20 protein-coding genes are annotated in these 18660 nt (G+C 39.4%); 9 read left to right on the top strand and 11 right to left on the bottom strand.

What is annotated here, in order from left to right; all coding sequences use genetic code 11:
• The first annotated feature begins 85 nt into the window (after positions 1-85).
• The gene (locus ACSFVZ_RS12980) at positions 86-1438 is read left to right on the top strand and encodes a sodium-dependent transporter (protein ID WP_135924071.1); all 1353 of its coding nucleotides are present in this window, start codon (positions 86-88) and stop codon (positions 1436-1438) included.
• Between the two features lie 24 nt (positions 1439-1462).
• Here ACSFVZ_RS12980 and ACSFVZ_RS12975 read toward each other — a convergent pair whose 3' ends face one another.
• On the bottom strand, positions 1463-1900 hold the full coding sequence (locus ACSFVZ_RS12975) for a GNAT family N-acetyltransferase (RefSeq protein ID WP_435559017.1): 438 nt from the start codon (positions 1898-1900) through the stop codon (positions 1463-1465).
• 69 nt (positions 1901-1969) lie between these two features.
• The gene (locus ACSFVZ_RS12970) at positions 1970-2713 is read right to left on the bottom strand and encodes a sporulation protein (protein ID WP_435559016.1); all 744 of its coding nucleotides are present in this window, start codon (positions 2711-2713) and stop codon (positions 1970-1972) included.
• 223 nt (positions 2714-2936) lie between these two features.
• Here ACSFVZ_RS12970 and ACSFVZ_RS12965 point away from each other — a divergent pair, with 223 nt between their 5' ends.
• The 3 genes from ACSFVZ_RS12965 (at position 2937) to ACSFVZ_RS12955 (ending at position 5424) form a co-directional block, all read left to right on the top strand.
• Positions 2937-4508, top strand: coding sequence for a cation:proton antiporter domain-containing protein (locus tag ACSFVZ_RS12965; RefSeq protein WP_135924068.1), 1572 nt, complete (start codon positions 2937-2939; stop codon positions 4506-4508).
• 283 nt (positions 4509-4791) lie between these two features.
• On the top strand, positions 4792-5073 hold the full coding sequence (locus ACSFVZ_RS12960; protein ID WP_435559015.1) for a hypothetical protein: 282 nt from the start codon (positions 4792-4794) through the stop codon (positions 5071-5073).
• A 135-nt stretch (positions 5074-5208) separates the two neighbouring features.
• On the top strand, positions 5209-5424 hold the full coding sequence (locus tag ACSFVZ_RS12955) for a DUF3820 family protein (protein WP_138556978.1): 216 nt from the start codon (positions 5209-5211) through the stop codon (positions 5422-5424).
• A 243-nt stretch (positions 5425-5667) separates the two neighbouring features.
• Here the strand turns inward: ACSFVZ_RS12955 and ACSFVZ_RS12950 are convergent, their stop codons facing one another.
• From ACSFVZ_RS12950 to ilvY, 6 genes are all read right to left on the bottom strand, one after another.
• Complete coding sequence (locus ACSFVZ_RS12950; protein WP_435559014.1) at positions 5668-6909, bottom strand: ATP-binding protein; 1242 nt, start codon at positions 6907-6909, stop codon at positions 5668-5670.
• A 6-nt stretch (positions 6910-6915) separates the two neighbouring features.
• Complete coding sequence (locus ACSFVZ_RS12945; protein ID WP_135924064.1) at positions 6916-7608, bottom strand: response regulator; 693 nt, start codon at positions 7606-7608, stop codon at positions 6916-6918.
• 14 nt (positions 7609-7622) lie between these two features.
• On the bottom strand, positions 7623-8009 hold the full coding sequence (locus ACSFVZ_RS12940; protein WP_135924063.1) for a DUF3019 domain-containing protein: 387 nt from the start codon (positions 8007-8009) through the stop codon (positions 7623-7625).
• A gap of 1 nt (position 8010) precedes the next feature.
• The gene (locus ACSFVZ_RS12935; protein ID WP_435559013.1) at positions 8011-8844 is read right to left on the bottom strand and encodes a MipA/OmpV family protein; all 834 of its coding nucleotides are present in this window, start codon (positions 8842-8844) and stop codon (positions 8011-8013) included.
• A 178-nt stretch (positions 8845-9022) separates the two neighbouring features.
• Complete coding sequence (locus ACSFVZ_RS12930; RefSeq protein WP_435559012.1) at positions 9023-10072, bottom strand: GGDEF domain-containing protein; 1050 nt, start codon at positions 10070-10072, stop codon at positions 9023-9025.
• A gap of 199 nt (positions 10073-10271) precedes the next feature.
• Complete coding sequence (gene ilvY, locus ACSFVZ_RS12925) at positions 10272-11174, bottom strand: HTH-type transcriptional activator IlvY (RefSeq protein WP_135924060.1); 903 nt, start codon at positions 11172-11174, stop codon at positions 10272-10274.
• Positions 11175-11320: 146 nt separating this feature from the next.
• On the opposite strand from ilvY, the gene ilvC reads away from it, so the two are divergent.
• The 4 genes from ilvC (at position 11321) to ACSFVZ_RS12905 (ending at position 16973) form a co-directional block, all read left to right on the top strand.
• Positions 11321-12793 carry a ketol-acid reductoisomerase gene (gene ilvC / locus ACSFVZ_RS12920; RefSeq protein ID WP_135924059.1) on the top strand — a complete coding sequence of 491 codons (1473 nt, stop codon included), beginning with the start codon at positions 11321-11323 and terminating at the stop codon, positions 12791-12793.
• A 144-nt stretch (positions 12794-12937) separates the two neighbouring features.
• A complete protein-coding gene (locus tag ACSFVZ_RS12915) occupies positions 12938-14851 on the top strand; it encodes a methyl-accepting chemotaxis protein (RefSeq protein ID WP_135924058.1) in 1914 nt (637 codons plus the stop codon).
• Between the two features lie 84 nt (positions 14852-14935).
• Positions 14936-16120, top strand: a complete 1185-nt coding sequence (locus ACSFVZ_RS12910; RefSeq protein ID WP_435559010.1) for a tetratricopeptide repeat protein — start codon at positions 14936-14938, stop codon at positions 16118-16120.
• Positions 16062-16973 (top strand): M28 family peptidase, encoded by a 912-nt coding sequence (locus ACSFVZ_RS12905; protein WP_435559008.1) that lies wholly within the window; start codon positions 16062-16064, stop codon positions 16971-16973. Before ACSFVZ_RS12910 ends, ACSFVZ_RS12905 begins: the two co-directional genes overlap by 59 nt.
• Here the strand turns inward: ACSFVZ_RS12905 and ACSFVZ_RS12900 are convergent.
• Positions 16962-17291 (bottom strand): GIY-YIG nuclease family protein, encoded by a 330-nt coding sequence (locus ACSFVZ_RS12900; protein ID WP_138556984.1) that lies wholly within the window; start codon positions 17289-17291, stop codon positions 16962-16964. The two genes, ACSFVZ_RS12905 and ACSFVZ_RS12900, sit on opposite strands and share 12 nt — an antisense overlap.
• Positions 17292-17408: 117 nt before the next feature.
• Here ACSFVZ_RS12900 and ACSFVZ_RS12895 point away from each other — a divergent pair, with 117 nt between their 5' ends.
• Positions 17409-17771, top strand: a complete 363-nt coding sequence (locus tag ACSFVZ_RS12895) for an outer membrane protein assembly factor BamE (protein ID WP_135924054.1) — start codon at positions 17409-17411, stop codon at positions 17769-17771.
• Between the two features lie 43 nt (positions 17772-17814).
• Here the strand turns inward: ACSFVZ_RS12895 and ACSFVZ_RS12890 are convergent, their stop codons facing one another.
• The gene (locus tag ACSFVZ_RS12890) at positions 17815-18141 is read right to left on the bottom strand and encodes an RnfH family protein (protein WP_135924053.1); all 327 of its coding nucleotides are present in this window, start codon (positions 18139-18141) and stop codon (positions 17815-17817) included.
• Entirely contained in the window at positions 18138-18578 is a 441-nt protein-coding gene (locus ACSFVZ_RS12885) for a type II toxin-antitoxin system RatA family toxin (RefSeq protein WP_135924052.1), read from the bottom strand. Before ACSFVZ_RS12885 ends, ACSFVZ_RS12890 begins: the two co-directional genes overlap by 4 nt.
• Between the last annotated feature and the right edge of the window lie 82 nt (positions 18579-18660).

The following is an 18660-nucleotide window of genomic DNA, read 5'->3' as shown; positions in this document are numbered from 1 at the left end:
CGAATTTGACCTAGATTAACTCTTTTTATTTGATGTTAATTCAAGTAGATTGTCAGCGCCGTCAAAGATAGAGAAGTAAAATAATATGAGCGCATCACGTGGGGAGTTCAGCTCCCGCTTTGGATTTATAATGGCTGCAGCGGGCTCTGCCGTTGGCCTAGGAAACATTTGGGGTTTCCCAACACAAACAGCAAGTAATGGCGGTGCCGCTTTTTTGGTTGCCTATTTAGTACTGGCGTTTTGTTTAGCTTATCCTGCATTAATGGCAGAGCTAGTTATTGGTCGTCATGGGCAAGCTAATGCTGTCAGTTCGCTTAGAAAAGTGACTAATCATCAGTGGCAGAAGAAATTTGCATTTATGGTTGGGTTTGGTGGCATTATCTGTGCGGGCCTTATCTTAAGCTTTTATGCTATTGTTGCAGGCTGGATGCTAAGTGCTACTTTAGAGCCTGTCGCACAGTTATCTGGGCAAGCCCAAGCAAGCACTTGGTTAAGTGAGCAGTCACTATCAAGAAACTTGATATTCACAGCTGCTTTTATCATTTTGACCGTGTCAATTATTTCGAAAGGTGTAGAAAACGGCATCGAAAAGTGGTCAAAGCGTTTAATGCCTGCATTGCTAGGTATTTTGTTCATGCTGATCATTTATGTAATGACGCAAGATGGGGCTATTGCTGGCTTAAAAGCGTATTTAGTGCCTGACTTTTCTTCAATTTTAAATCCTGAGCTACTTGTTAATGCTTTAGGCCAAGCATTCTTCTCACTATCGCTCGGTACAAGTGTGATGATTATTTATGGCTCATACATCAGTAAAAAAGAAAACCTTGTATCGCTAGGTGCATATGTAACGCTTATTGACGTGTTTATTGCTTTTGTAGCCGGTTTATTAATTATCCCTGCAATGTATGTAGCACAAGCACAAGGCGTACAGATATTTTCGCCTGAAGGCGCATTACTTTCTGAAGATACCTTGGTGTTTCAGGTATTACCTGCCCTGTTTACAAGTATGGGAGATGTGGGTATTTTTGTTGGCTTTGCTTTCTTTGCTTTGATGAGCATCGCCGCATTAACTTCATCAATTTCAATGCTAGAAGCCCCAGTGTCTTATGCAGTTGAACGCTTTGCTTTAAAGCGTGTGCAAGCAACTTGGATCATCGGCGGTATTATTGCACTGATAAGTTTTACGATAGTGTTTAATCTAGGGACGCTATTTGGCTTTGTAATAACTTTAACCACTAAAATTGGCCAACCAATTCTTGGCTTAATGTGCTGTATTTTTGTAGGCTGGATCTGGCATAGAGCATCTTTATTAAAAGAAATTCAGCAAGGCTGCCCTGATGTTGCGAATAGCTTCTTCTGGAAAGTATGGCCATGGTATATCAAGTTCATTTGCCCACTTGCCATCTCACTCGTGTTTGCAAACTCACTGTTAAGTTAACACATTGCTGAGGTAGCCATTTGGCTACCTCAGACACATATCTTGATGTGGAATACCATCTTCTAAATACTCATCACCCACATTCTCAAAGCCAAACTGCTGATAAAACCCTGTTAAGTAGCATTGAGCCCCAATCATAATTGCTTTATCAGGCCAGTGTTCTAGACAGGTATCAATTGCCATTTGCACGAGTTTAGTCGCTAACCCTTCACCGCGAAATTGCTGCGCAACCAGCACACGACCAAATGCACTATACTGCTCATTTTTCTTATAACAACGTGCATAGGCTGCAAGTTGCTGCTCTCTAAATAAAAATACGTGCTGAGTTAATTCATCGTTATCAACATCGTCAATTTCCGGGTAAGGACAGTTTTGTTCTACGACAAATACGTCTACCCGGGCACGTAAAATTGCGAGCAACTCATCTTTACTGAGTTCGTCATAACTTTTAACAATATACATAACGCTCCTTTTCGAAGACAAAAAACCCAGCCTTAGCTGGGTTTTAACTAACTATTTAGTCGTTAGTCTTTAAGCAAATAATCGTTCAAGCTGGTCACATAACTGGGATAGATTTACGTGATCATGCTCAATAGTTAAATCCACATAACCATCACCTCTAAAGGCACGGTCAAGCTCAATTAGCACATGTGTTTTATGAGCTTCAGGCACAAATGATAATTCAATCTCTTGTAAGCCAAATAAGCTTCGACTGTTTGGTCGATATTCAAGCTCTTGGTAGCAGCCTGAATGAGATTGAAAAGTAGGTGCGCGCAAATAACCTTTTTCAACATCTGCTTTTACTAAATTAAAACCAAGCCTATCCATTGCTTCCATTAATGTACTAACAGCATCATTAGGGTAAATGTGTAAGGCATCACGATCCGTTGGGTCGAGTGCTAAATCAATATCTAAACCTGTCTCAAGCCAGACATGGGATTGATTATAGCCGGCATTGATTTCTGTTATTGGGGTTTCAGAATGTAGTCGTGCTTCAAACGGGATATGCTTTTCTGCACCGGCACCGATAATACCAATATCTGGAATACGCCATTTTTCAATGACATGATTGGTAAAATAATCACCTTCTTCGCTTTCAACTTTTACACGCGTCATAAGCGCCAAATCTAAACCAGCAATTTCTTGATCAACATCACCGCCTTTGATCACAATCATAGCGTTGAACTTTTGACCTGGTTGCAAGTGCTCTGTCTCAAGTACAGTGTCAACTTTAGCTGCACCAATACCTACTGATGCAAGGATTTTCTTAAACATCTTTTCTCCTTAAGCCAACTTTAATAAAAGACGACTTAAATTCCTTCGTTATTGCATCTTAACCACAATTAAAAGCTATTGTCAGCGAAAAAATGGTGCTTTTGACGGATTAATCAATAAATAGCGCAAATGTGTTTATTTTTTAAACTCTTCTGCTTCGATATTGTTTTCCAATAAGAAATATTTCGCTACACTGCTAACAAATGAAGTTACAAGAATAATTATGGAATTAATCTACTTTGCTACTGCGTTTGTCTGTGGCTTTGCTGTTTACCAGTTAAAGCTTCCTCCTCTTATTGGCTTTTTGTTAGCAGGCTTCGCGCTTAATTTATATGGCTATAAAACAACAGAATTACTCAATACCCTTGCAAACTTAGGTGTTACCCTGCTGCTATTTAGTATTGGCCTTAAACTAAAAGTGGCTAATTTAATCAAGCCTCAGGTGTGGGCCCCTGCTTCGTTACATATTGTAATTAGTAGTACACTGTTCAGTGCTTTCATGCTGCTGCTTGGCGCAATTGCACTGCCTTTATTCAGCGAGCTTACATGGCAAAGCGCATTGTTAGTGGGCTTTGCTTTTAGTTTCTCAAGTACAGTGTTTGCTGTGAAGGTACTTGAAGAGCGCGGCGAGATGGCCAGTCTACACGGTAAAATCTCCATCGGTATTCTGGTTATGCAAGACATCTTCGCGGTGATCTTCTTGGCCATTAGCACAGGAAAAGCGCCGAACATTTGGGCGCTGGCGCTATTAGTTGCTTTACCTCTGTTACGCCCAGTTATGTTTTGGGTATTAAACCGATCAAAGCACGGTGAGTTATTACCTTTATTTGGCTTTTTCTTTGCCCTTGTTATTGGCTATCACGCTTTTGAATTTGCAGGCTTAAAAGGTGATTTAGGTGCATTGATAATAGGCATGATGTTCGCTGCACATAAAAAAGCGGGTGAATTATCAAAGTCTCTTCTTAATCTAAAAGATATATTACTCGTTGGTTTTTTCTTAAATATTGGTTTGAATGCAGAGCTAACTAGCCACGCAGTACTTGTTGCGCTGGTATTAGTTTTCGTATTACCGATAAAAGTGGCGCTGTATTATGTATTAACTAATGCATTCAAACTGCGCGCACGTACTTCTTTGTTAAGTGCTTTTAGCCTTGCAAACTACAGTGAGTTTGGGCTTATTGTTTGTGCCGTTGCAGCATCAAGCAATATGATCACTTCAGAATGGCTTGCAGTAATGGCAATTGCTGTTTCGATCACCTTTATTTTGGCATCCCCCCTTAACAAACGTTCGAATGAAATCTACGTTAAAATTGAGCGCTGGTTACTTAAATTTGAAAGTGATACTCGGCTTGCAGAAGAGCTGCCAGTTAACCTTAACGATACTAAGATTGTGATATTTGGTATGGGTCGGATTGGAACCGGTGCTTATGAAACAATTAGTCAAACTCATCCAAACCTTGTTGCTGGTATCGATATAAAACCCGATGTGGTAGAGAAACATATTCAACGTGGTCGTCGAGTATTACTTGCCGACGCAACTGACCCTGATTTTTGGCAACGAGTAAACCATTCACATGTTGGTATGGTTATGTTGGCAATGCCTAAGCATATGCAAAATATTTTTGCCTTGGAGCAACTTCGGGCTTCAGGTTATCAAGGTCAAGTAACGGCGATAGCAAATTACCCTGACCAACAAAAAGAATTAGAAGATATGGGGGTTGACTCTACTTACAACTTCTATTTAGAGGCCGGTAGTGGCTTTGCGGAGCATGTAAAACAGAAACTTTTTTCATAATGTAAAAAATAATTCTCGGTTCCTCTAAACGGAACCGAGAATTATTTCACTATATTCAGTTAGTTGCCAAGTCTATTTTCTTACCTTTAAACCCTCGTCCCCTTACTAGGTCAACGCTATTTACAAAGCTTTACATCAACAATAGCAATCTCTACTAAAAAAAGAGTAGAATCAATCTCAAGGTACTAAGCTAAGTATCTATTTTTAACACAAAAACGTTTAACTTCACTGTGGTTTTGCGCCTTTTTGATACACTGTAGTTAAATGGATTGAGGTTATTTAAATGAAAGATAAGTTTACCAGTGAGTTTTTAGCAAACACGGATGATGCACGTTCCGGGAAACTTGTAGATATACAACAGCGGCTTGATGAGTTACAGCAAAATGGTATGACAGCAACGGATATTAGAGCTGTGCTATTCAACAAGATGCTAGATGTTTATCAAGTACCAAGCGATCATTTTCTTCGTGAAATCGACACACCCGATAGAATTGATGACCCTAATATTCTGCTTAAACTCAAACAGCTTGGTTTTACAAAAAAATGTCGATATCAACTTCACTAATAGTTATTAGAAATTAGTGAATATTTTCAGAGGGCCTACCTCCCTCACTAAATAGGCTGTTTCTTGCCCGTCACAGCCTATTTTCTCTCCTTGTTTTACCGTATCATCTCCCTTTTATACAAATCTGAGAATAAGATGGATCCAGCACTACTCAAACGTGCCATAAATACAAAGATGCCCTTTGGCAAGTATGCAGGTCGACCATTGCTGCTCCTACCCGAGCCATATTTAGTGTGGTTTAAACAGCAGGGATTTCCTGAGGGTCAATTAGGGGCACAACTTGCGATGATATACGAAGTAAAACTCAATGGTCTTGAAAAAATGCTAATGCCATTATTAGATGAAAAATAATTAAATTTTTTGAGAACTTTTATAAATTAGTATGGTCTATTACTTTGCTACTTGTTTATTTTTGGTTTTAACCTTTAAAAAGCGCCTCAGGCGCTTTTTTTATATCTGTGACATTTAGTCAAAGTAATAGCCAGTTACTTAAGTAAACATAGTTGTGGCAATAACCCCGCCTTTATAACAAGGTAACAATTACGTCATTAAGTTGTTCCCGGCCATTGTGGATTGGTATAAGGTTTTTGAGATTTACTTATCTTTAAATAATCGAATAACAAATTTCGCACCACCGAGCGTTGAGTCACACACCTGTAGTTGTCCTCGATGCCAGCTGACAATTTTAGCCACTATCGCAAGCCCCAACCCAAAACCCCCTGTTTTCTTATCACGGCTTTTATCTAATCGTGTAAAGGGCTTTAAGATGCTCTGCCATTCAGACTGAGCAATACCTGGGCCATCATCCTCAACAACTATTTGAACGGCATCTGGGTGTTCTTCAAGTATCAAATTTATTTTATGATGCGCATATTTTTGTGCATTACCGAGTAAGTTTTGAATGCAGCGCGCAATAAAATGCTCATCACAATTATAATAAAGCTGTGACGGCGCATTAACTGCAATATCAATGTCTGTAGCAAACTCAAGTTTATTTACCACACTATTAACTAATGCGGTTAAATCACAAGAATGGCTTTTTAAACTGGGTTGATGAGAGTCAAGTCGTGCATATTCGAGCATTTCAGAAACCAAGGCTTCAAGCTCAGCAATATCTGCCTGCATATTATCAATATAGATAAACGATTTCTCATTCTCAATTTGTTCCTCTAGCATCGCCACTGCAAACTTTAAGCGCGCAAGTGGTGTTCTAAATTCATGAGAAACAGACGAAGTCAGTTCTTGCTGCGCTGCTAAAAGATATTGAATACGTTCTTGCAACGCATTTAAGGTATCGGTAATAGGAAGAAAAAAGGATTTAGATGCATCTTGTAATTCAAAATCCTGTGCCCCACCCACAGCTTCACATGCAAGCGTTAACTTATTAAAGTCTCGCCAAAGTAAAAAGCTCCATAGCCCAACAGGTAAGCCAATCACAGTTAACAATAAAAAGTAAGGCCAAACGGAACTAAAGCTAGGGTTGGCTACAGATAAAGGGCCTATATGCAACAATTGCGCATCATTCAGTGCTACGTACCAAACTACACGCTGGTCATGATTAAACACATAGAGGTAATGCTTTTCATTGAGTTGCGTTTTCAGGTTTTCAGGAAGGGCAAGATCGCTACGATTGATTATCTCGCTATTAAACTCTTGCTTTAGTTTTGTTAAACCATCTTCTGTTTGACTGAGAAGCCAAAGTGATTTGCCAAATTCTTGATCAAGTGCAATATGTTGCTGTGTGTCTTCATAGGGCCATAACTGTTCTATGACCCCACTAACTAAAAACAGAGAAACTATTATATATAAATATAAGCTAGCAAATAGTTTCCCCATTAATAATTACATGTCCCATGCATCAGATACGAAAAGGTAACCTTGGCCCCAAACAGTTTTGATACGATATGGTTTGTCACTATTATCACCTAGTTTCTTGCGGATCCGAGATACGCGAACATCAACGGTACGGTCTAAGCCATCATACTGACGACCAATCATATGCTGATGAACATGTTCACGGCTTAACACTTCACCAGCATTTGAAGCGAGTAACCATAGTAACTCAAACTCATGAGATGTAAGTGTAATTTCGTTGCCTTTAAGTGTAACAATGCGACTGGTTTTATCAATGCTTAAATCACCAAACGTGAGCTCTTCAGGTGCTTTATTTGAAGCTTGGCCTCGGCGCAATAATGCATTAATGCGTGCAAGTAAAACACGTGGTTCTGCTGGTTTAATAACATAATCGTCAGCACCAAGTTCAAGCCCAATCACTTGGTCAAAATCTTCGCCTTTGGCGGTGAGCATTAAAATGGGTAGATTAAATTTATCACGTACTTGACGGCAAACACTAAAACCATCTTTACCTGGTAACATGACATCTAATATCATTAAATCAACTGGGTTATTCTCTAAATAATCGAATACTTCATCGCCGCGTTCAAGGACCGCAACATCCAACCCATTATGCTGAAGGTAATCCTTGGTTAACTGCTGTAAGCCTAGATCATCTTCAACAAGTAAAATCTTTGCCATTGGTTGCTCCTGAATTAAAAAAAGCTCCACGGTGAGCGCAATCTTCGTCTCTTTGTTTTTGCTTCAGTGCTTTGCACTTCGACTTTTGCGGTTGCAATTTCGCTCCCCGTATGCGGATTGACTAAGGAGTATATTGTTTCAACCTGAACCCGCGCTTTATGGTTTAACACCCCTTTGCGAAGACCTTGCCAGCACTGTATCTGCTGTTCATTTTGGTATAAACACAGATCTTGAGGCTGCGCTATTTGCCAGCTAATTTTTAAATCAAGATCACAAAACTCATGCTGTTGTAGCACAACACACACTTTAGGTGAGATATCAAACTGAGTCGCTTGCGCATGGCTTGGGAACGGCCAAGTAACTACTGCAAACACACACAGACTAAAAACAAAATACTTCATATTAAAAAATATGATTGAATCCTATAAAAGCAGTCATTGAATACGTGTGTTCAAAAAGCGGACTGTCATCCACGGCTGAATAGTCATAATATGCTAAATGAAAACGAAGAGAGTTAGCCTCACTCAATGGCCAACGGGCGTCGATTTTAGCATAAGGTTGCCAACTACTGCCAACATCAATTTCCCCATATGAGGTCTCTTCAGCCGATAAACCATAAAAATAATCATTAAGGTCGGCTGATTTGTACCAAATACCGAGACTTGGTGCAACGCTGAGGTTACCTGCTTGATAATGAGACTGCCATTGCAGCGCACTTCGCATTCCATTGTAAACACCAGAAACATCCATTAGTGCTTGCACAGAAAAGACGTGGTTATTTTGAATGTAATGATAACTAAGACCTGCATCGAGCGCCCAACGTCGATGGCGAATATCATCAACAGATACTGTTTTACTGCTTAATTCATTGCTGCTTGTTGACTCGACTATAAAGCTACTAGATGAATTTAGCGCAAATACATTGCTTGGATGAAAATCGATAAAAAAGCGAGTTTCGGGGTTAAACTCAGTGACAACATTAAGCACATGAGAGTTACTCTCTAAAAGAGAATAACCTAATCGGCCATTGTCAAAAAACCACTTATCTGCATAATAAGCAACTTCAGGGAGCAAAACTAAGGGTAAGTTATCGCCACCGTGTAATGGATTTGTAATAGTACCAATACCAGTATTAATACTGATATGCCATTGATTGGTTTCTATTTCTTGGTTTGCCTTGCGGCTTTCACGTTCAGTGCGAGTTGAATCATCAGCATACGCTTGATTAACTAACATGACAGTCAAAGCATATATCGCTGCGCACATCCTGATCGCTTGAGACTTCATTATTGTTGTTACGACCAAAAAGATTTTCTAATAACTGCATACTATCAAGATGTGAACAAACTGTCCTTGCTAGGTTACAACTATTCACAAATTTGATACAAATATCGATAAACTCTGTTTATGCTGGTTACTCTTCGATAATTTCGACGCGGTTTCGGCCATGTTCTTTAGCTAAATAAAGAGCCCTATCGGCAATTGCAATAAGTTGTTCTGGTTGACTATTTTTAGATTTAATCGCAACACCAAAGCTTGCAGTGACGTGTCTTAAGATAGTCTCAGATTTAGGGTCTTTGATCTGTAACTTAGTTATAGCTTGACGTAACTGTTGGGTAAAATTGGTCATATCACTGATTGTGGCAAAATGTGCTGTAAAACAGAACTCTTCTCCACCATAGCGGTATACTTGCCCGACACTCGAGACATGTTTTAATAATTTAGTTGCAACAGCGCGCAATGTTTGATCACCCTTTTGATGACCAAAAGTGTCGTTAAATGATTTGAAATGATCAATATCAACCATAACAAGTACGGCAACCCCAGAAATATCAAGTGCTTGGCAAAACTGAACCACATCTTCGTCAAACTTGCCTCTATTGAACAGCCCTGTCAGGGGATCTCTTTCAGCCTTACTTTGAGATTTAATGAGCTCTTGTTTTAACTCAGTGATCTCTGAGTAAGCATGCGCAAGTTGATTTTGAAAGTCCTGAGCACGATTTTGTAAGGCAGCAGATTTGTCACTCAAACGCTCAACACACAAAAGAACTTCATCAAAGCCACTCTCTTGGCTTATATCGGCCTCATTAAGTTTGTCACGACACTCTTTTAAAACCGAATCAAACTCTGCAGAATAAGTTAGTGCCTCGCTAATATCATGATGGACCTTACCAACAACATCACTAAATCCATCAGATAGTTGATAAAACAAAGCCATGTCATCATTTGAAAGGTATTTGTTAAACAAGTAATTGGCTTGCTCAGTGCTGCAGGTATTGTATTTATTGATAATAGTGTCTAATTCTTGACTGAGCTCGTGATTCTTTTCGCTAACATAGCAATACCACAGCGCATAATTGAGTGGCGTAATAGGTATTTTATACTTAACCATCAAAGGGATGGCTTGTTTTAAACAGTGACTTGAAAAACTTAAAGAATGTCCGGCTTGTGCTGACAGGGTCATAAATCTTTGCAATCCTGATATTATTATTTAGATTCACGTTAGCAATCGCTTAAAAAAAATCAATATAAAAACCGCTTGAAGTATAAAAAAACAGCATAAAACACGACATACTTTTTTCTAAACCAATACTAAATAACTAATATAAAATCCACCAAACCGCTCACTAACAACTAATTTTCAATTGTATCAACTTAAAATATTAGATTGCCTGTTGTGTCATTGATTGTGCAATACTCCAAATTGCGTTTAAAGCAGGATCGTGGCGCTCTTTGTTTAGCACTGCTAAACCTATTTCAAAGCCATCAATACTTTGCTCTGCATCACTAACTATCTGCACCTTGTCTTTTAATGGACTATTATCTAGAACGATTTTAGGAACCATAGCAATACCTAAACCTAAGCTCACCATAGAAACCATTGCTTCGTGCCCTGCCACCTGAGCATAAATACGGCCATGAATATTATTTTTTCGCCACCATTGCTCTAGGCGCTGCCTTGATAAACCTTGCTCAGCAACAATAAATTCTAAAGCAGACCAATCAATTTGCTCAGCACTCGCAAGCTTTTCGCTGATCGGACAGACAATTTTTGGTGCAATTAATACCAAAGGAGAGTAACCAATACTGGTAAAAGCAACTTGCCCAGGTAATTTTGCTGGCTTTGCTGCGATTGCCATTGCTTCATGGCCATCTAATACTCGGTTAATAGCTAACGCGGGATCGCCGGTATTTAAGGTGATCTCTATATAAGGATGCTGCATGCGAAGCTGTTCTAATATTTGATGTAAAAAGCTATACGATGCAGTCACAGAGCAATATATGCTGACATTGCCATAAATATGTTGCTGGGGCTCTTGGACATTTGCTTTAAAACGATGCCAACTGGCCAATGTCGCATTAGCGTACTCAATAAAAGACTCACCTTCTCGCGTTAATTTTACAGAGCGGTTATCCCGATTAAATAACACCACTCCGACTTCTTCTTCGAGCTGTTTAATATTTCGACTTAACGTAGGCGCACTAATATGACAAAGCTCACTCGCTCTGGCGAAATGAAGCGTCTTAGCTAAAGCCAAAAAGTAATGTAGATGTTTGTGATCCATAAACCCACCATTTCATTTTATGAAACACTTTAATTCAAATATATCATTTTACGCAAGGCAAAAAATTGCATACTGTTAACTCACACAAGGGGCAACAGATTGGCTCTTTGTTTTCTAACAAATTAGTTTTTTATAGGACACTAACAATGGCGAATTATTTTAATACTCTTCCTTTAAGAGAGCAGTTAGCGCAATTAGCGCAGTGTGAATTTATGGATCCTTCAGAGTTCTCTGAAGGCGTTGATGCTTTAAAAGGAAAAAAACTCGTTATTGTCGGTTGTGGTGCTCAAGGCCTTAACCAAGGTTTGAACTTACGTGATTCAGGCTTAGATGTTTCTTATACATTACGTGAGTCAGCTATTGCCGAGCGTCGTCAATCATTCTTAAACGCAACTGAAAATGGCTTTACTGTTGGTACATACGAAGAACTTATTCCAACAGCAGATGTAGTACTAAACCTAACACCAGATAAACAACATACTTCTGTTGTTACTGCAATCATGCCTTTAATGAAGCAAGGCGCAACACTAGCATATTCACACGGTTTCAATATCGTTGAAGAAGGCATGCAAATTCGTGAAGACTTAACAGTTATCATGGTTGCACCAAAATGCCCTGGCTCTGAGGTTCGTGAAGAATACAAGCGTGGCTTTGGTGTACCGACTCTTATTGCTGTTCACCCTGAAAACGACCCTCAAGGTCATGGTCTTGCACAAGCTAAAGCATACGCTGTTGGCACCGGTGGTCATCGTGCAGGTGTATTAAAGTCATCATTCATTGCAGAAGTAAAGTCTGACTTAATGGGCGAGCAAACAATTTTATGCGGTATGCTGCAAACAGGTTCACTACTTTGTTTTGATAAAATGGTCGAAAAAGGCATTGATCCAAGCTACGCGTCTAAATTAATTCAATACGGTTGGGAAGTAATCACCGAAGCTCTTAAATACGGTGGCGTCACTAACATGCTTGACCGCCTGTCAAACCCAGCAAAAATAAAAGCGTTTGAACTAGCCGAAGAGCTAAAAACAATTATGCGTCCGCTTTATAACAAGCATATGGACGATATCATCAGCGGTGAGTTTTCTCGTGGCATGATGGCTGATTGGGCTGAAGACGATGCAAAATTACTTGCATGGCGTGCTGAAACAGCTGAAACAGCATTTGAAAAGCAACAAAATACAGATCAAGAAATCAACGAACAAACGTTCTTCGACCAAGGTATTTTAATGGTTGCAATGGTTAAGGCTGGTGTAGAGCTTGCGTTCGAAACCATGACTGCTGCAGGTATTATCGCAGAGTCAGCTTACTATGAGTCATTACACGAAACGCCGCTTATCGCAAATACCATTGCGCGTAAAAAGCTATTCGAAATGAACAGAACAATTTCAGATACAGCAGAATACGGCTGTTACCTATACAACCATGCGTGTTTACCGCTATTACAAGACTTTATGAAAAACATCGACACAGATGTAATTGGTAAAGGCTTAGATACAACAAGTAATCAAGTAGATAACCAAGCATTGATTGCTGTAAACAAAGCACTACGTGAGCACCCAGTTGAGGTAGTAGGTAGCAAGCTACGTGGTTATATGTCAGCAATGAAGAAAATTGTTTAACCCTGGAAAGTAAGTTTCGCTTGTTAGAAACCAAGCCCAATTGCTAATATGCTTTGGGCTTTTTTTTTGTTCCTACATTGATTCGTCATCTGCAAAGTGTATGCTAAAATTACTGACTTAAATGTTGTAAACTAAGACACTTTCATGGCGTTAAATCAACTCACCATTACTAAAAAGATAACACTGCTAGGCAGTGCAATTGCATTAATTGTTGCCGCTCTCATTGGCGCAACAGCTCTATACAGTGCAAAACAAATCATCGAACAACGAATGATTGAATCTGAGCTACCTAGCAAGCTGCAAGCAATTGATAATTATATTACTCACGATATAAATCAAATGATCAGCGCCGCTGAGCAACTCTCTAGTAACGAATTTGTATTAGAGTGGGCGCGTTCAGGCAATACTGATGATAAAACACTGCTAAAAGAGCTTAACCGCCTTGTTAAGCAATACGATTTAGCAACCGCTTCTTGGGCTAATCGTGAAACGGCACAATACTGGAATCAAGACGGTTTCTTGCGAGTTTTAACTAAAGATCAAGATGGTTGGTTTTTTGCGTTTACTAACACAACACAGCCGTTTTCTATTAGTATCTATCAAGAATCACCAACTGATGTGAAAATGTTTGTAAACCACCAGCAAACCAATGGCATTGGTTTAGCCGGCCTTGCAAAAAGCATTGACGATATGCAGGCAATGCTAAAGCGCTTCCAAATCGAAGAAACTGGGTTTGTATTTTTAGCTGACAAAAATGGGTTAATCCAGCTGCATAAAGATGCTGATAAAGTCGCGAAAGCAAAACTTGATAGTATCTACTCGCCGGGTATTACAAACACACTCTTAACAAACCAAGACTTCAACCTACAAGAAATCGAGCTTAATGGTGAAGCCACTTTAGTTGCTGCAAGTCCAATCAAAAATACAGATCTATTTGTTATCGCTCAGGTACCAAAACATGAAGTATTTTCGAGCATTCAAGTTTTACAATGGCAAATTATAAGCTTTGCTATTGTTATTGCACTGATAGCGAGCTTTGCAGGCTTATTATTAGCACGCACACTGTCATCTCCTCTTTCAAAAATGGCTGAACTGTTTACTCGTTTAGGCTCAGGTGATGCTAATTTAGCGTACCGACTACCTGACTCAGAGCAGCCTGAACTTGCTAATTTATCAGCTGGTTTCAATCAATTTATTTCTAAGATAGAAACAGCAATCAGCCAAGTTGCACAAGAAAGTAGCGAAATAAGACAAAGTGCCTCTCATGTTTTTAAACAAGCGCAAAAGAACTCTGAAGCGCTTGATAATCAAAAAGAGCAAACTATTTCTGTTGCTGCTGCTATTAATGAAATGGGCGCTACCGTGCAAGAGATAGCCTCAAGTGCTGCAAATACTGCCAAGTTAACACAAAGCAGCAAAGATAATACTAAGCAAAGCCACACTCAGGTCACACAAAGTAAAGAAGCGATAATAGAACTGGCGACCGATATCGATAATATTACAGAGCAAGTGAATGAGCTGGCACATAAAACACAAGCCATTGCCAGTATCGTTGACTCAATCAGAGGTATTTCAGAGCAAACAAATTTACTGGCTCTTAATGCGGCTATTGAATCCGCACGAGCTGGTGAGCATGGCCGTGGTTTTGCTGTTGTGGCAGATGAAGTAAGAGCACTTGCAAACCGAACTTCACAATCAACAACTGAAATTCAAACCATGATCAGTGAACTAAGTAGTACCTCTGACTCAGTGGTAAATCATATAAATCACTCGAAATCACAGGCTCAGGTTAGCGTTGAAGCAATGCAAAGTTCAGTAGAATTACTCAATGCCATTAATGATGCAGCTAATGAAATCAATGATATGGCAACACTCATTGCGACCGCTACCGAAGAGCAAAGTAACGTGGTAGCTGATGTAGGCCGCAACATTGAGCAAATCAGTGATATCAGCGATACTGTGATGCGTGAGCAAATTGATACAGAGCAAGCGATTAAAGATTTAGCAAGTAGCGCACAAACCTTAGATGACCTTGTTGCTACATTTGATAAACGCTGACATGTTTTGTAACAGATAACACTGACCCTTTTTTATTCACGGCCTATACTTAAATAGTATTAGGCCATGAATTTAGAGGGTCAGATGAAAACAATTACCGTTGCTTTAATATCGAGTCTAAGTTTTTTAACCGCTTGCAATAGTACACAAACTAACTTAGTTCCCCCACCGCTGTCGTTAACACAAGCCAACGAATTCATTGTATCTGAGGTCGAAAGCCAAGAGCAGATATTTGCATTGACCCCTCAAATTAAAGAGCAGCTCAACACTGCCTTTCCTAAAGAAGCTCGAACGTTACAAAATGCCAAAAAGTTACTTTATTTTTTGCTTAAAAATGGAGACTCGTCACTTTCATATCAATCAGGTGCAACACTTACGGCAGGTCAAAGCTATGCCAATTTAAATGCAAACTGTTTATCGCTATCAATATTAGCCTACAGCTTAGCTGAGCACCTCGGACTCGAAGGGCAATTTCAACAAGTTCATATACCTGAATATTGGGCCCTCAATAACGGCTTTAATTTGCTAACAGGCCACATAAACTTAAAAGTAAAAGAAAGCAACAAAGCATCCGTAAATCATAAGGTGATTTACCCACAAGAACGGGCAATTATTATCGACTTTGATCCGAATAGTCGCCAAGAAGCATTTAGAACGACTAACATTAATAAAGCCCGAATCACCGCAATGTTCTACAACAACAAAGGTGTTTCAGCAATGCTGAAAAATGACTATGACCTTGCTTACAGTTATTATTTAGCTGCGATTAATGCGGACTATAAATACTCTGGTGCATGGGGAAATCTTGGGGTACTTTTTAGGCTTAACAATGATTTTCAGCGTGCAGAAACAGCGTATCAATATGCAATCACCTTAAACTCAGACAACAACACTGCTCTTGGCAATTTAGCTCGGCTTTATAATTTAACTGGCAGAGTACAGCAAGGTCGCGAAATTTTAGCTATGCTCGACAAAAAACGCCAAGCAAACCCGTATTATCATATTTCGCTTGGCAATGATGCCTATACAACAAAACGCTATAGAGATGCTATCAAGCATTACAGAAAAGCCCGTGAGCTTGACCCAAAATTACATGATACCGATTTTGGTTTAGCACGAACTTATTATCAACTTGGCGATTTAAAACTGGCTAAAAAATATTTAACCATGGCTAACGATAAAGCTGACTTTGAGGAAGATAAAAAACGCTATGAAAGCAAGCTACGCGCGCTTCGTTCACATACTGCAAAACTGTCTTATCACGACTAGTTTAATTTACTTTTGCTGTTTTCAAGTCAATGCAAGCTCACAGAAACAGCTTGAACACGATATAGCGACTCTTACTTCAAAAGAGTTTTATGGCCGAAAAACGAATACTGTTGGTGCTAAGCGGGCTGCAGAATATATTACCCAGCGATTTAGTGACCTTGGTTATCAAATTCAACGCCAAGACTTTCACTACTCAGGCACCTTTTACCAGCAACCCCAAGCTAGTAACATTATTGCCGTTCAGCCAAACAGCTGCCAATCGTGCAAATTAATCGTGTTAACCGCACATTACGATCACTTAGGTTTACAAGGCAGTCGTCTTTACCCTGGCGCTAATGATAATGCCAGTGGTGTTGCAGCCCTTCTCTATATAGCAGCCATTTTTGCTGAGAAAACATCCCCATATAAGCTTGTGTTTGTTGCTACAGATGCAGAAGAAAATGGCTTACATGGTAGTGATTACTTCGTTTCTACATTAAATCCTAGCAACGTAAAGCTGAACATTAACTTAGACATGTTGGTGGTTAATCAGCACAAACCGCGTATGATCGCATTTTTAAATCATCAATCGCAGTACAAAAACGCCATAAACTCACTGTCTGACGAGAAAATACGGTTTGTAGCAACAAGTTCTTCGCACTATTTAAACCGTTTGTTTGATTTAAAAGTTAACTGGCTTAAGGCAAGTGACCACTACTCTTTTGCTAAAGCTGACATTCCTTATATTTACTTTGGTATGGGTCACGATAAGCACCATCATCAAAGCACTGATACAATTGCACACATCAATTTCGATTTATATGAACACGCTATTCAAAAAATAGCTGAATTTATGGACAAGCTAACCGACTAACTTAATAGGTAATTTAGATGTGGCTACAAACTGTATTTTTTGCGCCTTAGTGAGCTTTTTTACGCGACACTCCAATTTACTTGCCTCACTGCGACTACCCACTTGTTGTTGGTAAATTAATTTAAGCGGCCCTTTGCCTTTTAAATTTTTCGCACCTTTGCCAGCTTGGTGGGCTTCAAAACGTTTTTGCACATTGGTACTGATCCCCGTATACCAATGCCCTAAACGAGTCTGAACAATATACAAATGCCATGAAGCATCTGAGTTATCGCTGTTTTTTATTGGATCGGGTAAACTTTCTGTATTATCTGTGGTCAAATTTATGCCTCGTGATTGTTAATCGCATTTCAGTAAAAACAATTACTGAAAAGGGTTTTACCTTCTGTGACTAATCGGTATCATGCAGTGTATAAAAAATAAGGATTCAAACAAATAATGCAGTCGTTTAAAACTTTTTCTTTTTGGTTAGTACTTACCCTTACTTTAAGTGCTACAGCAGGGTGTTCAAGCTGGGTTTACCGTATCAATATTCCACAAGGTAACTTTTTAGAGCAATCTGACGTTGATAAACTTCGCGTCAATATGACACGCGAACAAGTTCTTTATGTACTTGGTAAACCAGTAGCTGAAGATTCATTCGACAATAATACATGGCATTATCTTTATGTATTTAATATTGGTCGTAGTAACGAACAGCGTAAATCACTAACGCTTAACTTTGAAAACGATAAACTGGTTTCACTTTCAGGTGATTATGAACAGCCAAGTGAATTCAATACACCGCTCGAGCAAGAGTAACGAATCACACTTAACAAAAAGGGTAGCTTAGCTACCCTTTTTGTTATGCTTTATTTAAAGGGCGACCGCCCGTTACTTTGTTTGCTCGGCCTTCTTCTTTTGCTTTTTCTGCTCGGCGTCTGCGTGCATCTTTTGGATCTGCAATTAATGGGCGATAAATCTCTATTCTGTCGCCATCCTTAACCTGCTGATTTAATTTGCAGGTCCGATTCCAGATCCCTAATGTTAAATTGTTAGCATCGATTTCAGGACATTTGTCAAAAATACCTGACTTTATCACCGCCTGCTCTGCACTAGTCCCTACCGGTACTTCAACAAGTAAACTTGTCGCTGTGGTAGGTAGCGCATATACAACTTCAACAGTAATCATGTGCGTGCTCCGTAAACAGTTTTCGCGCGCTGAGTAAACGCATTCACCATATTTTTAGCAACTTCGTTAAATATTTTACCAAAAGCAAGCTCAATTAGTTTACTGGCAAATTCAAACTCTAAATGTAAGTGCACTTTGCATGCTTGCTCATCTAGAGGTAAAAACTGCCATTTACCCTGTAGCTTTTTAAACGGCCCATCCACTAAGCGTAGCGTAACCGTTTGCTCATCAATAAAGGTATTTTCGGTGGTGAACCACTTTTTCAAACCTGCTTTCGAGATCTCTAAGCTGGCTGTCATGCCGCTGGTTTGTTGTGCAATTATCTTCGCATCAGAGCAATGCGGCAAAAACTCTGGGTACGCATCTACATCGTTCACAAGATCAAACATTTCTTTACTGCTGTACATTACCAGCGCACTTTTTTCTATCTGCGGCATATTCACTCCCAACTGTGTCGGCGAATTTTAGCAAGCTTTGGCTATTTCCCCAAATTTTAGTAGCGTGAAAATTTATGCAAAG

Source organism: Pseudoalteromonas nanhaiensis (genome assembly GCF_051235485.1).
GTDB lineage: Bacteria > Pseudomonadota > Gammaproteobacteria > Enterobacterales > Alteromonadaceae > Pseudoalteromonas > Pseudoalteromonas lipolytica_C.
The sequence above is the reverse complement of the archived record's forward strand: the minus strand, read 5'-3'. Positions and strand labels throughout refer to the sequence as shown.

What these genes read in the sequence shown, in the direction of transcription:
- ACSFVZ_RS12895 (WP_135924054.1), top strand. Translation starts at nt 17,409, where the DNA reads ATGCAGTCGTTTAAAACTTTTTCTTTTTGGTTAGTACTTACCCTTACT.
- ACSFVZ_RS12885 (WP_135924052.1), bottom strand. Translation starts at nt 18,578, where the DNA reads ATGCCGCAGATAGAAAAAAGTGCGCTGGTAATGTACAGCAGTAAAGAA.
- ACSFVZ_RS12980 (WP_135924071.1), top strand. Translation starts at nt 86, where the DNA reads ATGAGCGCATCACGTGGGGAGTTCAGCTCCCGCTTTGGATTTATAATG.
- ACSFVZ_RS12940 (WP_135924063.1), bottom strand. Translation starts at nt 8,009, where the DNA reads ATGAAGTATTTTGTTTTTAGTCTGTGTGTGTTTGCAGTAGTTACTTGG.
- ACSFVZ_RS12915 (WP_135924058.1), top strand. Translation starts at nt 12,938, where the DNA reads ATGGCGTTAAATCAACTCACCATTACTAAAAAGATAACACTGCTAGGC.
- ACSFVZ_RS12955 (WP_138556978.1), top strand. Translation starts at nt 5,209, where the DNA reads ATGGATCCAGCACTACTCAAACGTGCCATAAATACAAAGATGCCCTTT.
- ACSFVZ_RS12930 (WP_435559012.1), bottom strand. Translation starts at nt 10,072, where the DNA reads ATGACCCTGTCAGCACAAGCCGGACATTCTTTAAGTTTTTCAAGTCAC.
- ACSFVZ_RS12910 (WP_435559010.1), top strand. Translation starts at nt 14,936, where the DNA reads ATGAAAACAATTACCGTTGCTTTAATATCGAGTCTAAGTTTTTTAACC.
- ACSFVZ_RS12945 (WP_135924064.1), bottom strand. Translation starts at nt 7,608, where the DNA reads ATGGCAAAGATTTTACTTGTTGAAGATGATCTAGGCTTACAGCAGTTA.
- ACSFVZ_RS12970 (WP_435559016.1), bottom strand. Translation starts at nt 2,713, where the DNA reads ATGTTTAAGAAAATCCTTGCATCAGTAGGTATTGGTGCAGCTAAAGTT.
- ilvY (WP_135924060.1), bottom strand. Translation starts at nt 11,174, where the DNA reads ATGGATCACAAACATCTACATTACTTTTTGGCTTTAGCTAAGACGCTT.
- ACSFVZ_RS12890 (WP_135924053.1), bottom strand. Translation starts at nt 18,141, where the DNA reads ATGATTACTGTTGAAGTTGTATATGCGCTACCTACCACAGCGACAAGT.
- ACSFVZ_RS12935 (WP_435559013.1), bottom strand. Translation starts at nt 8,844, where the DNA reads ATGTTAGTTAATCAAGCGTATGCTGATGATTCAACTCGCACTGAACGT.
- ACSFVZ_RS12905 (WP_435559008.1), top strand. Translation starts at nt 16,062, where the DNA reads ATGAAAGCAAGCTACGCGCGCTTCGTTCACATACTGCAAAACTGTCTT.
- ACSFVZ_RS12975 (WP_435559017.1), bottom strand. Translation starts at nt 1,900, where the DNA reads ATGTATATTGTTAAAAGTTATGACGAACTCAGTAAAGATGAGTTGCTC.
- ACSFVZ_RS12950 (WP_435559014.1), bottom strand. Translation starts at nt 6,909, where the DNA reads ATGGGGAAACTATTTGCTAGCTTATATTTATATATAATAGTTTCTCTG.
- ACSFVZ_RS12965 (WP_135924068.1), top strand. Translation starts at nt 2,937, where the DNA reads ATGGAATTAATCTACTTTGCTACTGCGTTTGTCTGTGGCTTTGCTGTT.
- ACSFVZ_RS12960 (WP_435559015.1), top strand. Translation starts at nt 4,792, where the DNA reads ATGAAAGATAAGTTTACCAGTGAGTTTTTAGCAAACACGGATGATGCA.
- ilvC (WP_135924059.1), top strand. Translation starts at nt 11,321, where the DNA reads ATGGCGAATTATTTTAATACTCTTCCTTTAAGAGAGCAGTTAGCGCAA.